Origin of the sequence: Mesorhizobium sp. M0816 (genome assembly GCF_040320005.1) — a bacterium.
In the GTDB taxonomy this organism is placed as follows: domain Bacteria; phylum Pseudomonadota; class Alphaproteobacteria; order Rhizobiales; family Rhizobiaceae; genus Mesorhizobium.
This window is the reverse complement of sequence record NZ_JAMYOT010000003.1, coordinates 150,418-169,039: the sequence shown is the minus strand read 5'-3', so window position 1 is coordinate 169,039 and position 18,622 is coordinate 150,418. Positions and strand designations below refer to the sequence as shown.

Here is an 18,622-nt window from a genome sequence, read left to right as displayed (position 1 = left end):
ACGACATGCGTAAAAACAAGAATCTAAAGCGCGTCGCATGAGGCCGATCGAACGCGACGCGCTTTAGCGATTATTCCGGCCGTTCGCCGCAGTTCATGCGACAGCGAGCTCCGGTCTCAAGCCCGTTCGAATGTGCCAACGAGCTCTGCCTCTCCCAGGACGTGCGGCGCGGCCTCCTTCAGCACGTCGTCCACGGCAGCCTTCTCGCCGAGACCCAGCGTCTCGACGTCGACCGCAAGAAGCCGGAAATGGTAATGATGAAGCCCATGCCCAGGCGGCGGCTGGGGACCGTCATAATGAGGATTGCCGAAATCGTTGACGCCGTGTCCGAGGCTCTCGGTCTTGGTGCCGGCGGTCGTTGCTTCGGGAAGAAAATTGCGCTGTGCGTCGATGTCGTAGACCGCCCAGTGGCGGAACGTGCCCGAAGGGGCGTCGGGGTCCTCGACGGCCAGGGCGAAGCTTTTGGTTCCTTGCGGGGCGTCCGTCCACTCCAATGGTGGTGAAACGTTGCCGCCGTCGCGGGAATAGCGCGGCGGTATTTTTTTGCCATCTGCAAAGGCAGGGCTTTTGAGCGTGAAGGTCATGGTCTCGATCTCCCTGGCTGAGGTTCCCGCATAACAACCGCGAGCCGCCGATGTTCCGGGCAGCCACCTGGTCAAACTCGCAGCCGGCCGTTGGCCGGAACATTCGCCGCGTGAACGGGTTTTTCGGTTCGGACGCATCGCCGCGGAACCGGCAATGGGCTCGGCAATGGACGAAGGGCGCGACATGACCGGGCTAAGCGGTAAGCAACCAAGCGGGGCAAAAGGTGTTGTGATCGCGTTCTCCGTGCCGGGCGGCGAGACAATCTATACCCACGAGCGGGAAACCGTCGCTGCCGTTGCGCGCACGATTGCGGCGTTGAAGGGCTTTGCCTTCCGCCAGGGCCTGAGGGACGGCGGCGGTGACAGTGGCCGACTGTATTTCGTGCCGGACGACAGCCTGCTTGCCGTCGATGCGCTCCAACTGGGCATAAACGGGCCGGACGACCTCTTCGGCGGTGTGGTGCCCTGGCGCCTCGCAACCACCAAGGCCATAACCCACGAGCTGGTGGACGGGTCGGCGGCACGGCCAAAAGAATGGCCAGCCGGCTTCGGCAGAGCCGTCGGCGCGGCCGTACTGCCCGGCTATACCGCATTTTCACGCGATGACGCGCTGCGCGCAGCGGAACGTCTGCTGCAGCTCGGGCTGGTCCGGTTCAAGCCACCGCGCGCTTCGAGGGGCCGCGACCAGCACACCGCCGCGACCGTCGCCGATATCGAAAGGCTGCTGGATCGATATCCATCCTCCGACCTGAGGGAATACGGCCTTGTTCTCGAAACGGAGCTTCGCGACATCGTCACGCTGAGCATTGGCAGAACGGCGATCGACGGAACATCGGTCGCCTATTACGGCGTGCAGCGGATGACGGCCGACAATGCCGGACAGCCCGTTTACGGCGGATCCGATCTGGTCGTCGTGCGCGGCGGATGGGAGGCGCTCGACAGGCTGCAGCTTTCTCCGGCGCTAAGTTTGGCTGTGGCGCAGGCGAGGACCTACGACGCGGCGATGGATGGCTATCCCGGATTTTTCGCCTCACGGCGCAACTACGACATCGGCCAAGGTGTCGATTCCTCGGGCATCTGGCGATCGGGAGTGCTGGAAGCCAGTTGGCGGATCGGCGGCAGCAGCACGGCCGAGCTTGCGGCAATGGAGGCCATGACGCGTGACCCCGACGTGCAGATTGTGCATGTCTCCGCGGTCAAGCAGTTCGGCAACACCGCGCAGCTGCCGCTGAATGCAGAAATCCACTTCGACGGAGAGGACCCCGAGGAGGGCCAAATCACGCGTTACACCGTCGTCACCAAGGTGATCCGAGGGCCGGTCGGGGAAGCCGGCCGATCGTCATTTTAGGTCGAAGTGAAACACGCCTTTGGCAGGGAACATCCGCGAATGGCCCGAGTTTGTTTCAGGCAGCCAGCCAGTCAGAAACCGGAGGAAAAAATGATCGAGATGATTTCCGCTCCCCAGAACGTCGCCGCCTTTCGTGTCACCGGCACTGTGACGGCGGATGACTACGACAGAGTCATCCCGGCGATCGAAGCGAAACTGAGCGACCATAAGGACATCGGCGTCCTGACCGATCTTACCGATTTCGAGGACATGACGGCTGGCGCCTTGCGGCGCGACCTGCAGTATGGGCTGAGCAAACTTGGCGAGCTCCACCGCTTCAAACGTGCCGCCGTGATTTCCGACAAGCAGTGGATCAAGGCAGCTACGGAAATGACGGACGCGCTGTTTCCGCAAATCGAGGCGCGGGTGTTCCCGGAGGACGAAAAAGCCCAGGCCCTGAAATGGGTGGCAGGCGTACAATAGCGGTGTTGGGGAGTGCCATGCCGTTCGACAAACGACAGGATTCAGACGGCCTCTGGGAGGTCTATGACAGCGAGAGCGACGAAGCCGTCGTGGTTGATGGATTGCCGCTTTCCGGTCTCGACGAAAGCGAAGCCGATGAAGCGATTGAAAAGCTCAATCGGGGCGATCTGACGTCGGACAACATCCCCGAGACGGTTCGGTCAGGGTGGCCTCCGACCAAGGACGGTTTGTGATGACAGCCTGACGGACGTCACCGAGGCGATCGGTCGCGGATCTACGACGAGGCCTTGACCCCGAGCTTGCGGGCCTTGTCCTCGAAGTCGTCACGAATGTCCTCGATCGTCGGCAGATGCAGTCGGCGCAGCTGGGCGTGCAACTTTTTGGCAGCGTCGGAATTCAGGTCGCGCTTGAAATTGGTCGCGACCTCCTCGGCCGAGCCGTAACGGCGATAGCGCTCAATCTCGGTCTTCGTGGCCTGCTGGACATGTTCGAGCGTCTTGCGCTCGGCATCGGATTTTCCGTCCGGTTTGGCCCGCATGACCGGGTTGAAGGCTTTGCTGATAACGAATTCGACCAGTTCCTGCTGGGCGTGAGCCATGATTGTTCTCCCTCGAAGGAGGCCTGTCCGGGCCTAGAACGGTTCGTCGTTTCCCGGAAACGCTGAACCGCTCTATTTTTTCGTTTTGACGCAATTCCGAACGGAAAACCGTTCCACACTTTTACTGGAATTGCTCTAACCGCGGCGACAATTGAAGGTTCCTTGGCGGATTTCGTTACCGCTGCAGGTCAAGCGCAGTTCCTCGAAGTCACAGCCGAGCCTTGGTGGTGCGTGGCGTTGCCAGGAGCAGGCTTGTTTCGCTGCCGGTAATTCCGGGGATCAGGCGGATACGTCTCAGCACCGCATCGAACTCGCTCAGGGTCTGGGTTCCGAGTTCTATCACCAGATCCCAGCGGCCATTGGTGGTGTGGATGGTCGAGACCTCGGAGAAGCCGCCCAGCGCCCGAATGACGCGATCGGCGGCGTGGCCTTCGATCTCGATCATCATGATGCCACGCACGCGCTGATCGACCGCGTCGGCGCGCAGAATGACGGTGTAGCCGACGATGACGCCGTCCCTTTCAAGTCGCTCGATCCGGGACCTTACCGTTGCCCGGGAGACACCCAGGCTGACGGCAAGATCGGAAATGCTGCGCCGGGCGTCGTGCCGCAAAGAGGTGATGATCTGCTCGTCGAGCTGGTCCATGATTGCTCACAACGGAAGTAGATGATGCCACAATGGTAAGGCACTTCGACAAATTTGCCAATTTGACATGTTCATTCTGCCAGCGATGCCCGCTTCAATAATGGCATCGTAATTCGGTGGGGTATGACAAATGCATTGCACAATCGTTGGGGCACCGATCCAGGCCGGCTCGGGTAGGATGGGCTGCGAGATGGGGCCGAGTGCGCTGCGCACGGCCGGCCTGGCCGGCGCGCTGACCGAGCTTGGCCATACGCTGACCGACCTCGGAACGATTGTCCCTGCCGATATGCGCCCTGTCGTACACGGCAATGCGGCGGTGAAGGCGCTGCCGGAAATCGCCGCCTGGACGGCGGCAATCAGCGAAACCGCCTATGCCGCGAGCGCCGATGCGATGCCGATCTTTCTCGGCGGCGACCACAGCATTTCGGCCGGCACGCTCGCCGGCATTGCCCGCCGGGCGGCGAATGCCGGCCGGCCGCTCTTCGTGCTGTGGCTCGATGCGCACCCCGATTTTCATACGCTCGACACGACGACCAGCGGCAATTTGCATGGTGTGCCGCTGGCTTATGCCAGCGGGCAGCCCGGCTTCGAGGGCTATTTCCCCCGCCTTGCAGCGCAGGTGGAGCCGGCTCGCATATGCGCGCTGGGGATCCGCAGCGTGGACCTGGCGGAAAGGGATGCATTGCGCAGAGCCGGCGTGACGGTCCACGACATGCGTTCGATCGACGAGCACGGCATCGCGCAACTGCTTCGCGCCTTTCTCGAACGGGTGAGCGCCGCCAACGGCATGCTCCACGTCAGCCTCGACGTCGATTTTCTCGACCCGTCGATCGCCCCGGCGGTCGGCACCACCGTCCCAGGCGGCGCCACCTTCCGCGAGGCGCATCTGGCGATGGAAATGCTGCATGACAGCGGCCTCGTCACCAGTCTCGACCTGGTCGAGCTCAACCCTTTTCTTGACGAGCGCGGCCGCACCGCCACGCTTTTGGTCGACCTGACCGCAAGCTTGATGGGCCGGCGGATCATGGATCGCCCGACGAGGGGGTTCTGAGCCATGACGGTCAATTTGAACATCGTTCCTTTCGTCAGCGTCGACCGCATGATGAAGCTGGTGCTTGCCATCGGCATCGAGCGCTTTCTGGTCGAGCTTGCCGCCTATATCGAAGAGGATTTCAGGCGTTGGGAGCTGTTCGACAAGACGCCGCGCGTCGCCTCGCACAGCATTGACGGCGTCATTGAGCTGATGCCGACCAGCGACGGGCAGCTTTACGGCTTCAAATATGTCAACGGGCATCCGAAGAACACGCGTGACGGCCGTCAGACCGTGACCGCTTTCGGCGTGCTTGCCGATGTCGGCAACGGCTATCCGATGCTGCTTTCGGAAATGACCATCCTGACCGCCCTGCGAACGGCGGCCAGCTCGGCGGTTGCCGCGAAATACCTCGCTCCCAAGGCCGCCCGGTGCATGGCGATCATCGGCAATGGCGCGCAATCGGAATTTCAGGCCATTGCGTTCAAGGCGCTGCTTGGCGTCGACAGGCTGCGCCTCTACGATATCGACCCGGCGGCCTCGACCAAATGCATGAAGAACCTTGCCGGCATGGGTTTCGACATCAAGCTCTGCGCGTCGGCGCAGGAGGCCGTCGAAGGTGCAGAGATCATCACCACGGTGACCGCCGACAAGCGGTCGGCAACAATCCTGACCGACAACATGGTCGGGTCCGGCGTGCACATCAACGCGGTCGGCGGCGACTGCCCGGGCAAGACCGAGCTGCATCGCGACATTCTGCTGCGCTCGAATATTTTCGTCGAGTATCCGCCGCAGACGCGCATCGAAGGCGAGAGCCAGCAGCTCGATGCGGACCATCCGATCACCGAATTGTGGCAGGTGATGACAGGAAAGGCAGCAGGCCGGACGGACGCCGGACAGATCACGCTGTTTGATTCCGTCGGCTTTGCGATCGAGGATTTTTCCGCGCTGCGCTACGTCCGCGATCAGCTTCAGCGGACCGGCCTTTACGAGGAACTAGACCTTCTGGCCGATCCCGATGAACCGCGTGACCTGTTCGGCATGCTGCTGCGCGCCGAAAAAGTGGCCGGGCTGGCGGTTGCCGGCAGCTGAGCTGCGATCCTGTCGGTCAGTCCTTCTTTTCCTGGTAGAGGCGCTCGGTGGCGCGGTCGCTTTCCCTGCGCTCCGCCGGGCCGCGACGGCGCTGCGTGAGCAGGGCGTAGGCGATCAGGATTGCCAGCAGCAGTGGACCGCCTGCAACAACGAGCAACCACAAACTAGTCTCAAACATCGAACCGTCTCCTTTCCTTCACAACCGGGAAGGACCAGAACCGTTCCTCCGTCTTATCGGAGGTCGCCCGCACGGCGTGGCGCGATTCAGGATTTAATGCTTCGAGCGGGGCGTTCCACGCCTTGTCTGCACTCAGGATGCCCTTATCTAGAGTCTTATCATTCGGTCACAGGCACTCTCTGCAAAGTGAAGGGAACCACAAGGGCTTTCCGACATTTGGTTGTTCAAGAGACAAACGTGCAGCCACACCGGCTCCGGGGCTAGGAATACCATGCGTGAGAATCAATCCGACGTCTTCGATCTGTTTTCCGAGGTTTACAAGAATGCGGCGCAGGAGGAGATAAGCCTCCAGCAATATCTGCTTGCCTGCCGCGAGGACAAGTCGATGTACGCCTCGGCGCCCGAGCGGATGGTCGAGGCGATTGGCGAGCCGACCTTTGTCGATACCAGCAAGGACGAGCGGCTTGGCCGTATTTTTTCGAACCGGACGATCAAGATCTATCCGACCTTCGCCGACTTTTACGGCATGGAGGATACGATCGAGCGTATCGCCGGTTATTTCCGCTATGCCTCGCAAGGGCTCGAGGAACGCAAGCAGATACTCTATCTCCTCGGCCCGGTCGGCGGCGGCAAGTCCTCGCTTGCGGAGCAGCTGAAAAGGCTGATGGAGCAGCGTCCGATCTATACGCTGAAGGTCGGCGGCCAGGTCAGCCCGGTGTTCGAATCGCCGCTCGGGCTGTTCGACCCCGACCGCATGGGCGACCTTTTGGAGGATAAATACGGCATCGCCCGGCGGCGGCTGAACGGCCTGATCTCGCCCTGGGCGGCCAAGCGCCTCGACGAATTGTCCGGCGACATCTCCAAATTCAGCGTCGTCAAGCTGATGCCGTCCAGGCTTCGCCAGATCGGCATCGCCAAGACCGAGCCGGGCGATGAGAACAACCAGGACGTTTCGGCCCTGGTCGGCAAGGTCGACATCAGGCAGCTGGAAAACTTCAGCCAGTCCGATCCGGATGCCTATTCCTATAGCGGCGGCCTGAACCGGACCACGCAAGGACTGCTCGAATTCGTCGAGATGTTCAAGGCGCCGATCAAGGTGCTGCATCCGCTGCTGACCGCGACCCAGGAAGGCAGCTACAACGGCACCGAGAATTTCGGCGCTTTCCCCTATCAGGGCATCATCGTTGCCCATTCCAACGAATCGGAATGGCTGCAGTTCAAGAACAACAAGAACAACGAGGCGTTCCTCGACCGTATCCTGGTGGTCAAGGTGCCGTATTGCCTGCGGGTCACCGAAGAGCGGCAGATCTACGAGAAGCTGTTGCGCGAAAGCGAATTGGCCTCCAGCCCCTGCGCTCCGGAAGTGCTCGATATCCTCAGCCGGTTCACCGTTTCGACCCGCCTGGCCGAACACGACAATTCGCCGCTCTACACCAAGATGCGCGTCTATGACGGCGAGAACCTCAAGGAAACCGATCCCAAGGCGAAGTCGGTCCAGGAGTACCGAAACGCGGCCGGTGTCGATGAAGGCATGACCGGCGTCAGCACCCGCTTCGCCTTCAAGATCCTGTCGCAGACCTTCAACTACGACACCGAAGAGGTGGCCGCCGATCCGGTGCATCTGATGTACATCCTGGAAGAGGCGATCAAGCGCGAGCAGTTCCCGAAGGAAACAGAGGCGGACTATCTCGATTTCATAAAGTCGGAGCTGGCGACCCGTTATGCCGAGTTCATCGGACACGAGATCCAGAAGGCTTATCTGGAATCCTATAGCGAATACGGCCAGAACCTGTTCGACCGCTACATCGCCTATGCCGATGCCTGGATCGAGGATCAGGACTACAAGGATACCGATACCGGCCAGATCCTCAATCGCGAGGTTCTGGACAACGAACTGTCGCAGGTCGAAAAGCCGGCCGGCATCGCCAATCCCAAGGACTTCCGCAACGAAGTGGTGAAGTTCACGCTGCGCGCGCGGGCCAGAAACCATGGCCGCAACCCATCATGGACAAGCTACGAAAAGCTGCGCGAAGTCATCGAGAAGCGGATGTTCGGGCAGGTCGAAGATCTGCTGCCGGTGATCAGCTTCGGCTCCAAGCAGGACAGCGTGACGGAGAAGCGGCATACCGAATTCGTGCAGCGGATGATCCAGCGCGGCTACACCGAGCGCCAGGTCCGCCGGCTGGTGGACTGGTACATGCGGGTGAACAAGGCGGGTTGAAGCCAGCCCGGGGTAACATATGCCGATCTTCATCGATCGCCGACTGAACCCGAAGGACAAAAGCCTCGGCAACCGGCAGCGTTTCCTGCGGCGGGCGCGCGAAGAGTTGAAGCGCACCATCCGCGATCAGATCCGCACCGGCAAGATCGCCGACGTGGACGCCGAGCATGCCGTTTCGATGCCGGCGCGAGGCACCGGCGAGCCGAGCTTCAAGGATGCCCGGAACAGCGGCAGCCGCCAGCACGTCCTGCCCGGCAACAAGCATTTTGCCCGAGGCGACCGGCTGCCTAAACCCGGCCAGGGCGGCGGCATGGGATCCGCCCCGGGGAGAACCGAATCGGAGGACGATTTCCGTTTCGTGCTGTCGCGCGAGGAGGTGCTCGACCTCTTTTTCGAAGACCTCGAACTGCCTGATATGGTCAAGCTCAACCTCAAGGAGATCCTCGCCTTCAAGCCGCGCCGGGCCGGCTTCGCCGCGACCGGCTCGCCGACCAACATCAATGTCGGGCGCACGATGCGCAACAGCCATGGCCGCCGCATAGCGCTCAGGCGCCCCAAGCAGGAGGCGGTCGACGCTGTCGCGCAGGAGATCGCGACGCTGGAGACGAAGCCGCAAAACGCCGAGATGCGGCAGCGCATCGTGGCGCTGCAGGAAGAGCTTGAGCGGCTGGAGCGCCGCCGCAAGCGGATCGCCTTTGTCGATCCGGTCGATATCCGCTTCAACCGCTTCGACGCCCAGCCGGTGCCGAACGCCAATGCGGTGATGTTCTGCCTGATGGACGTGTCCGGTTCGATGGGCGAACGCGAGAAAGATCTGGCCAAGCGCTTCTTCGTGCTGCTGCACCTGTTCCTGAAACGGCGCTATGACCGCACCGAGGTCGTCTTCATTCGCCACACGCACGAGGCGCAGGAGGTGGACGAGGAAACCTTCTTCTACAACACTCAGAGCGGCGGCACGGTGGTTTCCACGGCGCTCGAGGAGATGCACCGCATCGTCGAGCAACGCTATCCCAGCCGCGAATGGAACATCTATGTCGCCCAGGCCTCGGACGGCGACAATTTCGTCACCGATTCCGAGCGCTGCATCGCCTTGCTCGACGAACAGATCATGCGGCTTTGCCAGTATTTCGCCTATGTCGAGATCCTCGACGAGCGTGAGAGCCACATCTTCGGCGCCACCGACAACGGCACGTCGCTGTGGCGTGCCTACAGTGCGGTCAAGCTGAGGTGGTCGAACTTCCAGATGAGCCGCATCGCCACGGCGGCCGACATCTACCCGGTTTTCCGCCAGCTCTTCGCCAGACAGCCGGGTTATCAAAAGAGCGCTGAAAGAGGGGGCTGATGGCGAGCAAATCCGGGTTGCTGTTTTCCGGTTCCGACTGGGATTTCAGGACGCTGTCGCGTGCCTACGAGACCATCGAGGCGGTCGCCACGGAAGAGCTCCACCTCGACGTCTATCCGGTGCAGATGGAGATCATCTCCTCAGAACAGATGCTCGACGCCTATTCCTCTGTCGGCATGCCGCTGATGTACCGCCACTGGTCGTTCGGCAAGCACTACCTCTACCAGGAATTGCTCTACCGCAAAGGCGGACGGGGGCTCGCCTATGAACTCGTCATCAATTCCAATCCCTGCATCGTCTATCTGATGGAAGAAAACACCATGGCCCTGCAGGCCCTGGTGACGGCGCACGCGGCACTCGGCCATAACCATTTCTTCAAGAATAATTATCTGTTCCAGCAGTGGACTGACGCCAGCGCCATCCTCAGTTATCTGGACTTCGCCAAGGGCTACATTGCCCGCTGTGAGGAGCGGCATGGCGTCGATGCGGTGGAAGAGATCCTCGATGCCGCACATGCGCTGATGGAACAGGGCGTGTTCAGATATCACCGGCCGCCGAAACTGTCGTCGGAAAAGCAGCGCGAGGGCGTTCGCGAGCGCCTGGAATACGAGGAGCGTTCCTACAATGACCTATGGCGCACGCTGCCGCCTTCGAAGGACGGCACCAAGCCCCGCGAGACGGATACAATGGCGGAGCGCAGGAAATCGCTCAAGCTGCCCGAGGAAAACCTGCTTTATTTCCTGGAGAAGAACAGCCTGATCCTGGAACCCTGGCAGCGTGAGGTCATCCGGATTGTCCGCGTCATCGCGCAGTATTTCTATCCGCAGCGCCAAACGCAGGTGATGAACGAGGGCTGCGCCACCTTCGTGCATTACACGCTGATGAACCTTTTGTTCGACCGCGGCCTGATCGGCGAAGGCGCCATGCTGGAAGTGCTGCGCAACCATTCGAACGTGATCTTCCAGCCGGGCTTCGACGATCCGCGCTTTTCCGGCATCAACCCTTACGCGCTGGGCCTCGACATGATGCAGGACATCCAGCGCATCTCGACCGCGCCGACCGCCGAGGACCGCGACTGGTTTCCCGATATCGCCGGCAATGGCGACTGGCGCCAGACCCTGCTGGACGCCTGGGCCAACCATCGCGACGAGTCCTTCATCCGCCAGTATCTGAGCCCTACCCTGATCCGGAAATGGCGGTTCTTTGTGCTTGCCGATGCGGCCAACGATCCGCACTACGAAGTCGCCTCGATACATAATGAGCGCGGCTACGAGAGCATCCGCGCCGCACTCGCCCACAGCTACGACATCGGCGCCAGCCGGCCGGACATCCAGGTGGTGGACGTGGACCTGCTCGGCGATCGGCATCTGCGCCTGCAGCATAAGGTCAAGGACGGCATAGTGCTGGAAGGCGGCAGCCGCGACGCCACGCTGCGCCATATCCGCAAGCTCTGGGGCTACGAGGTCAGCATGGCTGCGGTCGACGCACAGACCGGCGCCACAGTCCACGAACGGTCGACCAGCCAGATCGGGGAATGACCGAACCGGACTTGCCGGCGAAGTCGGGTGTCGTTGCCTTTATAGGATCACCAACCACCCTAAGTACGCGCGCGCCACGAGGGCATCATTCAGGGAGCAGGAAAATGCGCGCATTGATGATCGCCACCCTTCTTCTGGTCGCCGTCTCGATGGCGCTCTCGCTCGCGCACGCACTGGAATTGCCCGGCAAGTTGCGCCTCAAGGAGGCCACCTACAGATCAGTGCAGGCGATCTACTATCCCGGCTTCACGATCGGCGGCTTTGCCGAGATCGGCGGCATCATTGCCCTCGCCATCCTGCTCTACCTGACGCCTTATCCAAGCGCTCGATTCTGGTGGACCTTGGCGGCGCTTGCCTTCTTGCTGGCGGAACATGCGACCTATTGGTTGATCACGCATCCCGTCAATAATTTCTGGGTGCAAGACGTTGCCATGCCGCAATCAGCCGCGACGTTTTTTTCAATGTTCTCTCGAAAGCAGACCGGCGACTGGAGAGACTTGCGCAACGTCTGGGAGGCTTCGCATGTCGCCAAGGCAGGCCTGGCGATGCTGAGCCTCGTCTCAATTGCTATCGCCGCGACATTTTTTGCTGAATAGCGCCAGGGATCAAGACGGCCCTCGTCCGCCAACTTGTCGCCACGAACGCTGCATCCGAGATCAGGGAACGGAACCGGCGTACTATCTTAACGTCAAGCGATCCTGCCGTTTCAGCGGTCGGCGCGATGCTTGTTGTGGGCGCTTTCCTGGTGCTCGCCGCGGATGATGTTGCGGTCGTCGGGATCGGCAATGTCCTTCGGGTCCGATCTGAGCTCGGCACCGCGCCGGAACGCCTCGCGCTCTTGCCTGGTCTTTTTCAAATCCGCTTCCGCGTCGAAATCCTTGCCGGCGTTTTTCGTGTTCTCGCGCTCTTCGATGACGCGCAATTGCTGCTCATGAGTCTTTTTTCCGGCCATCGGTGACCTCCTTCTTTTAATTTTCCACTTTCCCAGGGTCCAAATTCGCTACAGCCCGAAAGGATAGGTCTCGGGAAGGCCTGTCCCCGCATGTTCCGGCCCAAGCGGCGTCACGGCACTGGTTTCATCGAACCAGACGAAAGCATCGAACTGGCGGGCGAGCGAGGCGTCCGCATAATGGCTGTGGAGCTCGGTTTCGGGCCGGTAGATGACGCCGATAAAGCGTTCCAGCCGGCGCTCCAGAAGCCGTTCGCGCAGCGTGTCGTCGCGCTCGAAATCGAGCAGGAAAGGCGAGACGCCGCTGTCATGGCAAAGCCGCTCATAGCTGTCGTCGTGGGAAGGCCGAACCGGTTTCACTTCCATGTCGCCGTCCCAGTCGGTGGCGGCGGCCACCGTCCCGGAATGCGTACTGAGCCCGATCAAGGCAACCTCGTCGCCAAAACGCTGGCGGCAGAGCTGGCCGATGTTCACTTCGTCCCTGACGATCCCCATCTCGGTGTAGCGGGCATCGCCGATATGGGAATTATGTGCCCACACCACTGCCTTAGCGTTCGGGCCGCGGGCCTGCAGCAGGTGCTCCAGCGTTTCGAACATGTGGGTGTCGCGCAGGTTCCAGGATTGCGCGCCGCCATAATACATGGTGCGGTAATAGCGCTCGGCGGAGGCGACCAGGCGGGCGTTCTGGGTGGCGTCGAGGAAATCGATACCGTCCTGCTGCGCATAGTCGAGCTCTCTGGAAAGCAGTTCCCGGCATTGCTCGAGCACGGCCTTCTCGCATTTCTGGTAACCGGAGGTGAGTGCGACACGGCCATAGGTGGCCGGGTCGTTCTGCCACGGCGTCAAGCAGCCGTAGCGTTCGCGCGCGATCCTTGCAGCCTGTGGGTCGACCCGGTCGAGATATTGCAGGACCGCCGCGATCGATCCACCCATATTGTAGATGTCGAGGCCATAGAACCCGGCCCGCCGGGAAGATACCCTGATCCGCTCATTATGCTGTCGCATCCAGTCGACGAACACCGCGACATCGGTGTTGCGCCACATCCAGGTGGGAAAGCGCTGGAACGGCGGATCGGCGCCGGGCCGCGGCGGCCTGTGGCGGACGTAGCGGTCGATCGCCGCGGCATCGGGCCAGTCGGCCTCGACCGCGACGATGGTGAAGCCATGCTTCTCGATCAGCCTGCGAGTGATCGCGGCGCGCGCACGGTAGAACTCCGACGTGCCGTGGCTGGCTTCGCCGAGCAAGACGACGCGGCGGTCGGCAAACCGGTCGAACAGCGCACCGAAGGCAGGATCGTCGAAATCCGGAAGCGGTTCGGCGGCGGCCGCTATCATCTGCGGCAGGCTGCTTCTGCGCTGATGCCGGTGCGGAAGATCGGCCGCTATTTGGCTGTCGCTGCCTGGCTCGCCCCAGCCTTGCTCGCCGATCAGCGGAACAAACCGCACGCCGCCGAAATCCTCCTCGGTGTAGGTTGCGGCGCCGGTACGGGTGACCTTGAGCAGGCGCTGCGAGTCGAATTCATCGCCGACCGGGATGACAAGCCGGCCAGCGACATCGAGCTGTTCTTGCAGAGCGAGCGGTGCGCCGGGCCCAGCGGCCGCAACCAGGATCGCATCGAAGGGTGCCGCCTCGGGCCAGCCCTTGGTGCCGTCGCCGGTGCGGACTTCGATATTGTCGTAGCCAAGCTTTTTGAACCGTTGCCTTGCCGTTTCAGCCAACGCGGCGTGGCGCTCGATCGTGTAGACGCGTTCGACGATCCGGCTCATTACGGCAGCCGCATAGCCCGAGCCGGTGCCAACCTCGAGGACGTGGTCGCCGGCTCCGACCTCGGCCATTTCGATCATGAACGCAACGATGTAGGGCTGCGATATCGTCTGACCTTCGGCGATCGGCAGCGGCCCGTCCTCATAGGCGAATTCTTCAAAGCCAGGATCGACGAAAGCCTCGCGCGGGACCTCGCGCATCGCCTGAAGGACATTGCGGTCGCGAATGCCACGGCGGCTCAAGTGGATGTCGACCATTTGGTTGCGGGCATGGGAGAGATCGAGCATCTTTTTGCTCCTCCTATGGGCCTCCGCTACAATCGCCCAAGCTGCTCAACGCCACCTCGGCCGGCTCGTATCTCAGGGCCTCGGCAGTCCCCTTGGATTCAAGCAATGCGGTGCATCTCCCTAACCGTTAGCAAGCCCCGAGGTTCCCCAAAAGACCGACCCGCTTTTGTGTGGCGAGGCGGGTTGCAGGATCGGCAAGCGGGCGCTAGCCACGCCGCCCAAACTTATTTCGAGGCAAATCCTTTCTCCGACGCGGCGCCACTCCAGATAACGACGGACGAGGGTATTCCGGAGGCATTTCCATGAACGACGAGGCTCGCACCGCTGCGCACACGACCGGCCTTGACCAGGTCGATCTGATGGACCGCTACTGGCGCGCCGCGAACTACATTTCGGTTGGCCAGATCTATCTGCTCGACAATCCGCTCTTGCGCGAGCCCTTGCGGCCCGAGCACATCAAGCCACGGCTGCTCGGCCATTGGGGCACGACGCCCGGCCTCAATTTCATCTATGTGCATCTGAACCGGATCATCCGTGAACGTGGTCTCGATGTCCTGTTCATCTGCGGGCCGGGTCACGGCGGCCCGGCAATGGTCGCGAACACCTGGCTCGAGGGCTCCTACAGCGAAATCTATCCCGAGGTCGGCGGGGACGAAGACGGCCTGCGCAAGCTGTTCCGGCAGTTCTCGTTTCCCGGCGGAGTGCCGAGCCACGCGGCTCCGGAGACGCCCGGCTCGATCCACGAAGGCGGAGAGCTCGGCTATGCGCTGGTCCATGCCTTCGGCGCCGCCTTCGACAATCCGAACCTTGTGGTTGCCTGCGTCGTCGGCGACGGCGAAGCCGAGACCGGCCCGCTCGCCGCGGCCTGGCATTCCAACAAGTTCCTGAACCCGGCATCCGACGGTGCCGTCCTGCCGATCCTGCATCTCAACGGCTACAAGATCGCCAGCCCGACCATCCTCGGCCGCATGGAAGACGAGGCGTTGCGCAGCCTGTTCCTCGGCTATGGCTACGAAACCTTTTTCGTGGAAGGCCATGAGCCTGCCCCGATGCATCGGGAGATGGCCCGCACGCTCGATACCGTGCTCGACCGGATCCACTCCATCCAGGAGCCTGCAAGAGCCGCGGGCTGGAAGGGAGAGCGGCCGCTGTGGCCGATGATCGTGCTGCGCAGCCCAAAGGGCTGGACCGGGCCGAAAGAGGTCGACGGCAGACGAGTCGAGGATTTCTGGCGCTCGCACCAGGTCCCGGTGTCGAACGCACGAGGCGATGCGGCGCACCGGCAGATCCTCGAAGACTGGATGCGCAGCTACGAACCGAAGACGCTGTTCGACGAACGCGGGCATCTCCTGGCGGAGCTCGCGGCGCTGGCACCGACAGGGTCAAGACGCATGGGCGCAATCCCCTACGCCAATGGCGGCCTGCTGAAACAAGACCTCGTGCTTCCCGATTGGAAAGACCTCGCGCTCGACGTACCGCGTCCGGGCGGCACTGTCGGGGAGGCGACGCGGACCGTCGGCAGCTATCTTCGCGATGTGATCCGCTTGAACGCCGAGGCCAGGAATTTCCGGCTGATGGGACCCGACGAGACGTCCTCCAACCGCCTCGACGACGTGTTCGAGGTTACGGATCGGGTCTGGATGGAGCGGATCGAGCCTTACGACGTCCATCTTTCCCGTGACGGCCGCGTCATGGAAGTGCTCAGCGAGCATCTTTGCCAAGGCTGGCTGGAGGGCTATCTGCTGACCGGCCGCCACGGCCTGTTCTCGTGCTACGAGGCGTTCGTCCACATCATCGATTCCATGGTCAACCAGCACGCCAAATGGCTGAAGACCTCCGGCGAACTTGCCTGGCGCAAGCCGATCGCCTCGCTCAACTACCTGCTGACCTCGCATGTCTGGCGACAGGATCACAACGGCTTCAGCCATCAGGACCCAGGCTTTGCCGATTTCGTCGCCAACAAGAAGGCCGACACGGTCAGGCTCTATTTCCCGCCCGACGCCAACACGCTGCTGTGGATCACCGACCATTGCCTGAAAACCTACAACCGCATCAACGTCATCGTCGCCGGCAAGCAGCCGGCGCCGCAATGGCTGTCCGCCGAAGACGCGGAAGCACACTGCAAGGCCGGCGCCGGCATCTGGGAATGGGCCGGGACGGTTGCCAAGGGCGAAGATCCGGATGTGGTCCTGGCCTGCGCCGGCGACGTGCCGACGCTGGAGACGCTGGCTGCAGCCGATATCCTGCGCTCGGGCATTCCGGACCTGAATATCCGCGTCGTCAATGTCGTCGACCTGATGATTTTGCAGTCGAATTCCGAGCATCCGCATGGCTTTGCCGATGACAGGTTCGACGCGCTGTTCACCAGGGCCAAGCCGGTCATCTTCGCCTATCACGGCTATCCCTATCTCATTCACCGTCTGACCTACCGGCGCGCCAACCACGACAACATGCATGTGCACGGCTTTCGCGAGGAAGGCACGACGACGACGCCGTTCGATATGGTGGTGCTCAACCAGCTCGACCGCTACCATCTCGCGCTCGCCGCGATCGCGCGTGTGCCGGGGCTGGCCGAGCGGGCGAAGGATCTTGCCGCGGCGTTGCACGGGAAATTGGCTGAACACACGGCCTATGTCCGCGAACATGGCGAGGACATGCCCGAGATCCAGAAATGGTCTTGGCCGCAGGACGGCGCGACGAGGGCCGGCGATTGATGCGACGATCGATCCTTGCGTTGAATGCCGGCTCGTCGAGCATCAAGTTCGGGCTTTACGATCTTGGAGTGTCCGCTGAGCTGGATCTTGCCTCGCGCGGTTCGCTGGATTTGGGCGATGCGCCAAGGCTGACCGCAAAAGCCGCCGATGGGGCGGTGCAGTGCGATCGGCCACTTGCAGCAGACGCATCGCCCGATTTAGCCATCGGCCAGATGCTGCAATGGATCGAGAACGAACTTGGCGGAAGGAAACTCATCACCGCCGGCCATCGCATCGTCCATGGCGGCCGCGACTTCGTCGAACCTGTCCGCCTGACGCCGACAATTGTCGAGGCTCTCGACAGGCTGACGCCGCTTGCGCCACTGCACCAGCCGCGCAGCCTCGCGCCGATCCGGGCGCTTGCCGCGTTGCGGCCCGACCTGCCGCAGGTCGGATGCTTCGACACCGCCTTCCATCGGACCATCGAGCCTCTGGTCAGCCGTTTCGCGCTGCCGCGCCGCTATGAGGCAGACGGCATCCACCGCTACGGCTTTCACGGGCTTTCCTACGAATATGTCGCCGGCCGGCTCAAGCAGATATCGCCCGATCTGGCGGCGAAAAGAACCATCGTCGCCCATCTCGGCAATGGGGCGAGCCTGTGCGCCATGCGCGCCGGGCGCAGCGTCGATACGACGATGGGCTTTTCGGCGCTTGACGGCCTGGTCATGGGCACGCGCTGCGGCGCCATCGATCCGGGCGTGCTTTTGTACCTGCTGCTGGAAAGAGGCTTTTCGGGAGAGGCGCTGCAGCACATGCTCTATGAGGAATCCGGCCTGCTCGGCGTGTCCGGTATTTCCGGCGACATGCGCTCGCTGGAGGCCAGCGACGACCGCCGGGCGCGCGAAGCGCTGGAGCTTTTCGCCTTCCGCGCCGGCAGGGAAGTTGCCGCCCTCGCCAACACGCTGGGTGGCCTCGAATGCCTGGTGTTCACCGCCGGCATCGGCGAGCACTCGGCCACGGCCCGTAAAGCGATTTGCGACAGGCTTGGCTGGCTTGGCGTGGCGATCGACGAGGCCGCCAACCGCTCTCATGCCGCGCTGATGAGCCAGGCGGAGAGCAAGGTGGAAGTCCGCGTCGTGGCGACCGACGAAGAAGGTGTCATCGCCCGCCACACGCGCAAGGTAATGGAGGGGCCCGGCTGAGGCGGATGGCCTCGAATGGCGGCGCTTGCTCGACCGGCTACGTCGCGAGGGCGGCCGATCTGTTGAACACGATGGTCACCCGCGTTCCTTTGCCGGGGGCAGAATCCACCTCGAACCGGGCTTTGGCATTTTCGGTCAGCGATTGAGCGATCAGTGCTCCGAGCTTGCCGGGTTTCGGCCAGGTCTCGCCTTCGCTCGGTTTTTTCGGCTTCGGCGGACATTCCAAGCTTTCGATGTTTTGGGTGGGACCATGATCAATATCAGGTCGCTCGCCAACTGCGAAGTCCGCTCATTGCCACCACGCGGCCAGGCATGGCGGAGAGCCGAGATCGTGGTTGAGAAGCGGCTGAAGGCTCAGCTCGAATGGCTCTGCTCGACCAGATGGTATTTGTACCGGTCGCGAATATGCTCGTTGAAGAACCGGCCCTTTGACGAGGCTTTGCGGAATGCCGCGTGGACCTGCGGCGGCACGTCCTCGTAATCATAGCGGCTTCCGCTCGGGGCGAACCATACGGAGAGGATCCTCGTCGCCGGTTGGTAATCGATGCTTCTGATCGCAGTTGAAGGCATCCTCGACAGGTCCAATGCTCGGCAGTGCTCCATTCCATATCGTCATGTGAATAACCCTGCACGGAGAGCGAGGTTCCTTGCTACCGAAGCAGCCTTGCCGCTACGGGCCGGCTTCAC

The 18,622-nt window shown here is 62.1% G+C and carries 18 protein-coding genes and 1 pseudogene; 11 read left to right on the top strand and 8 right to left on the bottom strand.

Annotation, left to right across the window (positions count from 1 at the left end; genetic code table 11):
• Nucleotides 1-116: 116 nt before the first annotated feature.
• On the bottom strand, nt 117-584 hold the full coding sequence (locus tag NKI17_RS05155; protein WP_352905488.1) for a YbhB/YbcL family Raf kinase inhibitor-like protein: 468 nt from the start codon (nt 582-584) through the stop codon (nt 117-119).
• Between the two features lie 154 nt (nt 585-738).
• On the opposite strand from NKI17_RS05155, the gene NKI17_RS05150 reads away from it, so the two are divergent.
• The 3 genes from NKI17_RS05150 to NKI17_RS05140 all read left to right on the top strand — a co-directional run bounded on the left by NKI17_RS05150 (nt 739) and on the right by NKI17_RS05140 (nt 2,627).
• Nucleotides 739-1,932 carry a DUF3182 family protein gene (locus NKI17_RS05150; protein WP_352905487.1) on the top strand — a complete coding sequence of 398 codons (1,194 nt, stop codon included), beginning with the start codon at nt 739-741 and terminating at the stop codon, nt 1,930-1,932.
• 90 nt (nt 1,933-2,022) lie between these two features.
• Nucleotides 2,023-2,394, top strand: coding sequence for a SpoIIAA family protein (locus NKI17_RS05145; protein ID WP_023677052.1), 372 nt, complete (start codon nt 2,023-2,025; stop codon nt 2,392-2,394).
• 17 nt (nt 2,395-2,411) lie between these two features.
• Nucleotides 2,412-2,627 carry a hypothetical protein gene (locus tag NKI17_RS05140; protein WP_352905486.1) on the top strand — a complete coding sequence of 72 codons (216 nt, stop codon included), beginning with the start codon at nt 2,412-2,414 and terminating at the stop codon, nt 2,625-2,627.
• Nucleotides 2,628-2,668: 41 nt separating this feature from the next.
• Here NKI17_RS05140 and NKI17_RS05135 read toward each other — a convergent pair whose 3' ends face one another.
• Nucleotides 2,669-2,992 (bottom strand): hypothetical protein, encoded by a 324-nt coding sequence (locus NKI17_RS05135; RefSeq protein WP_352588770.1) that lies wholly within the window; start codon nt 2,990-2,992, stop codon nt 2,669-2,671.
• A 208-nt stretch (nt 2,993-3,200) separates the two neighbouring features.
• Entirely contained in the window at nt 3,201-3,638 is a 438-nt protein-coding gene (locus NKI17_RS05130; protein ID WP_352588773.1) for an Lrp/AsnC family transcriptional regulator, read from the bottom strand.
• 130 nt (nt 3,639-3,768) lie between these two features.
• On the opposite strand from NKI17_RS05130, the gene rocF reads away from it, so the two are divergent.
• Both rocF and ocd read left to right on the top strand, forming a co-directional pair.
• Complete coding sequence (rocF, locus tag NKI17_RS05125; RefSeq protein ID WP_352588776.1) at nt 3,769-4,689, top strand: arginase; 921 nt, start codon at nt 3,769-3,771, stop codon at nt 4,687-4,689.
• 3 nt (nt 4,690-4,692) lie between these two features.
• Entirely contained in the window at nt 4,693-5,760 is a 1,068-nt protein-coding gene (gene ocd / locus NKI17_RS05120; protein WP_352571844.1) for an ornithine cyclodeaminase, read from the top strand.
• A gap of 16 nt (nt 5,761-5,776) precedes the next feature.
• On the opposite strand, the gene NKI17_RS05115 is transcribed toward ocd, so the two are convergent.
• Nucleotides 5,777-5,938, bottom strand: a complete 162-nt coding sequence (locus NKI17_RS05115; RefSeq protein WP_023677058.1) for a hypothetical protein — start codon at nt 5,936-5,938, stop codon at nt 5,777-5,779.
• A gap of 271 nt (nt 5,939-6,209) precedes the next feature.
• Here NKI17_RS05115 and NKI17_RS05110 point away from each other — a divergent pair, with 271 nt between their 5' ends.
• From NKI17_RS05110 to NKI17_RS05095, 4 genes are all read left to right on the top strand, one after another.
• Nucleotides 6,210-8,159, top strand: coding sequence for a PrkA family serine protein kinase (locus NKI17_RS05110; protein WP_023677059.1), 1,950 nt, complete (start codon nt 6,210-6,212; stop codon nt 8,157-8,159).
• A 19-nt stretch (nt 8,160-8,178) separates the two neighbouring features.
• Complete coding sequence (locus NKI17_RS05105; RefSeq protein ID WP_023677060.1) at nt 8,179-9,501, top strand: YeaH/YhbH family protein; 1,323 nt, start codon at nt 8,179-8,181, stop codon at nt 9,499-9,501.
• Nucleotides 9,501-11,039: a SpoVR family protein gene (locus NKI17_RS05100; protein WP_023677061.1), complete on the top strand. Its 1,539-nt coding sequence runs from the start codon at nt 9,501-9,503 to the stop codon at nt 11,037-11,039. Before NKI17_RS05105 ends, NKI17_RS05100 begins: the two co-directional genes overlap by 1 nt.
• 104 nt (nt 11,040-11,143) lie before the next feature.
• Entirely contained in the window at nt 11,144-11,635 is a 492-nt protein-coding gene (locus NKI17_RS05095) for a DUF1772 domain-containing protein (protein ID WP_352905485.1), read from the top strand.
• A gap of 110 nt (nt 11,636-11,745) precedes the next feature.
• Here the strand turns inward: NKI17_RS05095 and NKI17_RS05090 are convergent, their stop codons facing one another.
• Both NKI17_RS05090 and NKI17_RS05085 read right to left on the bottom strand, forming a co-directional pair.
• Nucleotides 11,746-11,991 carry a hypothetical protein gene (locus NKI17_RS05090; protein WP_352571849.1) on the bottom strand — a complete coding sequence of 82 codons (246 nt, stop codon included), beginning with the start codon at nt 11,989-11,991 and terminating at the stop codon, nt 11,746-11,748.
• Between the two features lie 48 nt (nt 11,992-12,039).
• On the bottom strand, nt 12,040-14,040 hold the full coding sequence (locus NKI17_RS05085; protein ID WP_352620756.1) for a protein-L-isoaspartate(D-aspartate) O-methyltransferase: 2,001 nt from the start codon (nt 14,038-14,040) through the stop codon (nt 12,040-12,042).
• 302 nt (nt 14,041-14,342) lie between these two features.
• Between NKI17_RS05085 and NKI17_RS05080 the strand changes: the two genes are divergently transcribed.
• Nucleotides 14,343-16,754 carry a phosphoketolase family protein gene (locus NKI17_RS05080; RefSeq protein ID WP_352905484.1) on the top strand — a complete coding sequence of 804 codons (2,412 nt, stop codon included), beginning with the start codon at nt 14,343-14,345 and terminating at the stop codon, nt 16,752-16,754.
• The gene (locus NKI17_RS05075) at nt 16,754-17,935 is read left to right on the top strand and encodes an acetate/propionate family kinase (protein ID WP_352905482.1); all 1,182 of its coding nucleotides are present in this window, start codon (nt 16,754-16,756) and stop codon (nt 17,933-17,935) included. The genes NKI17_RS05080 and NKI17_RS05075 overlap by 1 nt, the downstream gene beginning before the upstream one ends.
• Before the next feature lie 37 nt (nt 17,936-17,972).
• Here the strand turns inward: NKI17_RS05075 and NKI17_RS05070 are convergent.
• Nucleotides 17,973-18,128, bottom strand: a pseudogene (locus NKI17_RS05070) (histidine kinase); the annotation flags it as partial.
• Between the two features lie 161 nt (nt 18,129-18,289).
• Complete coding sequence (locus NKI17_RS05065; protein WP_023677068.1) at nt 18,290-18,505, bottom strand: KTSC domain-containing protein; 216 nt, start codon at nt 18,503-18,505, stop codon at nt 18,290-18,292.
• Nucleotides 18,506-18,622 lie beyond the last annotated feature (117 nt).

Coding starts and splice junctions, on each gene's coding strand:
- NKI17_RS05155 (WP_352905488.1), bottom strand. CDS start 584: ATGACCTTCACGCTCAAAAGCCCTGCCTTTGCAGATGGCAAAAAAATA.
- NKI17_RS05150 (WP_352905487.1), top strand. CDS start 739: ATGGGCTCGGCAATGGACGAAGGGCGCGACATGACCGGGCTAAGCGGT.
- NKI17_RS05145 (WP_023677052.1), top strand. CDS start 2,023: ATGATCGAGATGATTTCCGCTCCCCAGAACGTCGCCGCCTTTCGTGTC.
- NKI17_RS05140 (WP_352905486.1), top strand. CDS start 2,412: ATGCCGTTCGACAAACGACAGGATTCAGACGGCCTCTGGGAGGTCTAT.
- NKI17_RS05135 (WP_352588770.1), bottom strand. CDS start 2,992: ATGGCTCACGCCCAGCAGGAACTGGTCGAATTCGTTATCAGCAAAGCC.
- NKI17_RS05130 (WP_352588773.1), bottom strand. CDS start 3,638: ATGGACCAGCTCGACGAGCAGATCATCACCTCTTTGCGGCACGACGCC.
- rocF (WP_352588776.1), top strand. CDS start 3,769: ATGCATTGCACAATCGTTGGGGCACCGATCCAGGCCGGCTCGGGTAGG.
- ocd (WP_352571844.1), top strand. CDS start 4,693: ATGACGGTCAATTTGAACATCGTTCCTTTCGTCAGCGTCGACCGCATG.
- NKI17_RS05115 (WP_023677058.1), bottom strand. CDS start 5,938: ATGTTTGAGACTAGTTTGTGGTTGCTCGTTGTTGCAGGCGGTCCACTG.
- NKI17_RS05110 (WP_023677059.1), top strand. CDS start 6,210: ATGCGTGAGAATCAATCCGACGTCTTCGATCTGTTTTCCGAGGTTTAC.
- NKI17_RS05105 (WP_023677060.1), top strand. CDS start 8,179: ATGCCGATCTTCATCGATCGCCGACTGAACCCGAAGGACAAAAGCCTC.
- NKI17_RS05100 (WP_023677061.1), top strand. CDS start 9,501: ATGGCGAGCAAATCCGGGTTGCTGTTTTCCGGTTCCGACTGGGATTTC.
- NKI17_RS05095 (WP_352905485.1), top strand. CDS start 11,144: ATGCGCGCATTGATGATCGCCACCCTTCTTCTGGTCGCCGTCTCGATG.
- NKI17_RS05090 (WP_352571849.1), bottom strand. CDS start 11,991: ATGGCCGGAAAAAAGACTCATGAGCAGCAATTGCGCGTCATCGAAGAG.
- NKI17_RS05085 (WP_352620756.1), bottom strand. CDS start 14,040: ATGCTCGATCTCTCCCATGCCCGCAACCAAATGGTCGACATCCACTTG.
- NKI17_RS05080 (WP_352905484.1), top strand. CDS start 14,343: ATGAACGACGAGGCTCGCACCGCTGCGCACACGACCGGCCTTGACCAG.
- NKI17_RS05075 (WP_352905482.1), top strand. CDS start 16,754: ATGCGACGATCGATCCTTGCGTTGAATGCCGGCTCGTCGAGCATCAAG.
- NKI17_RS05065 (WP_023677068.1), bottom strand. CDS start 18,505: ATGCCTTCAACTGCGATCAGAAGCATCGATTACCAACCGGCGACGAGG.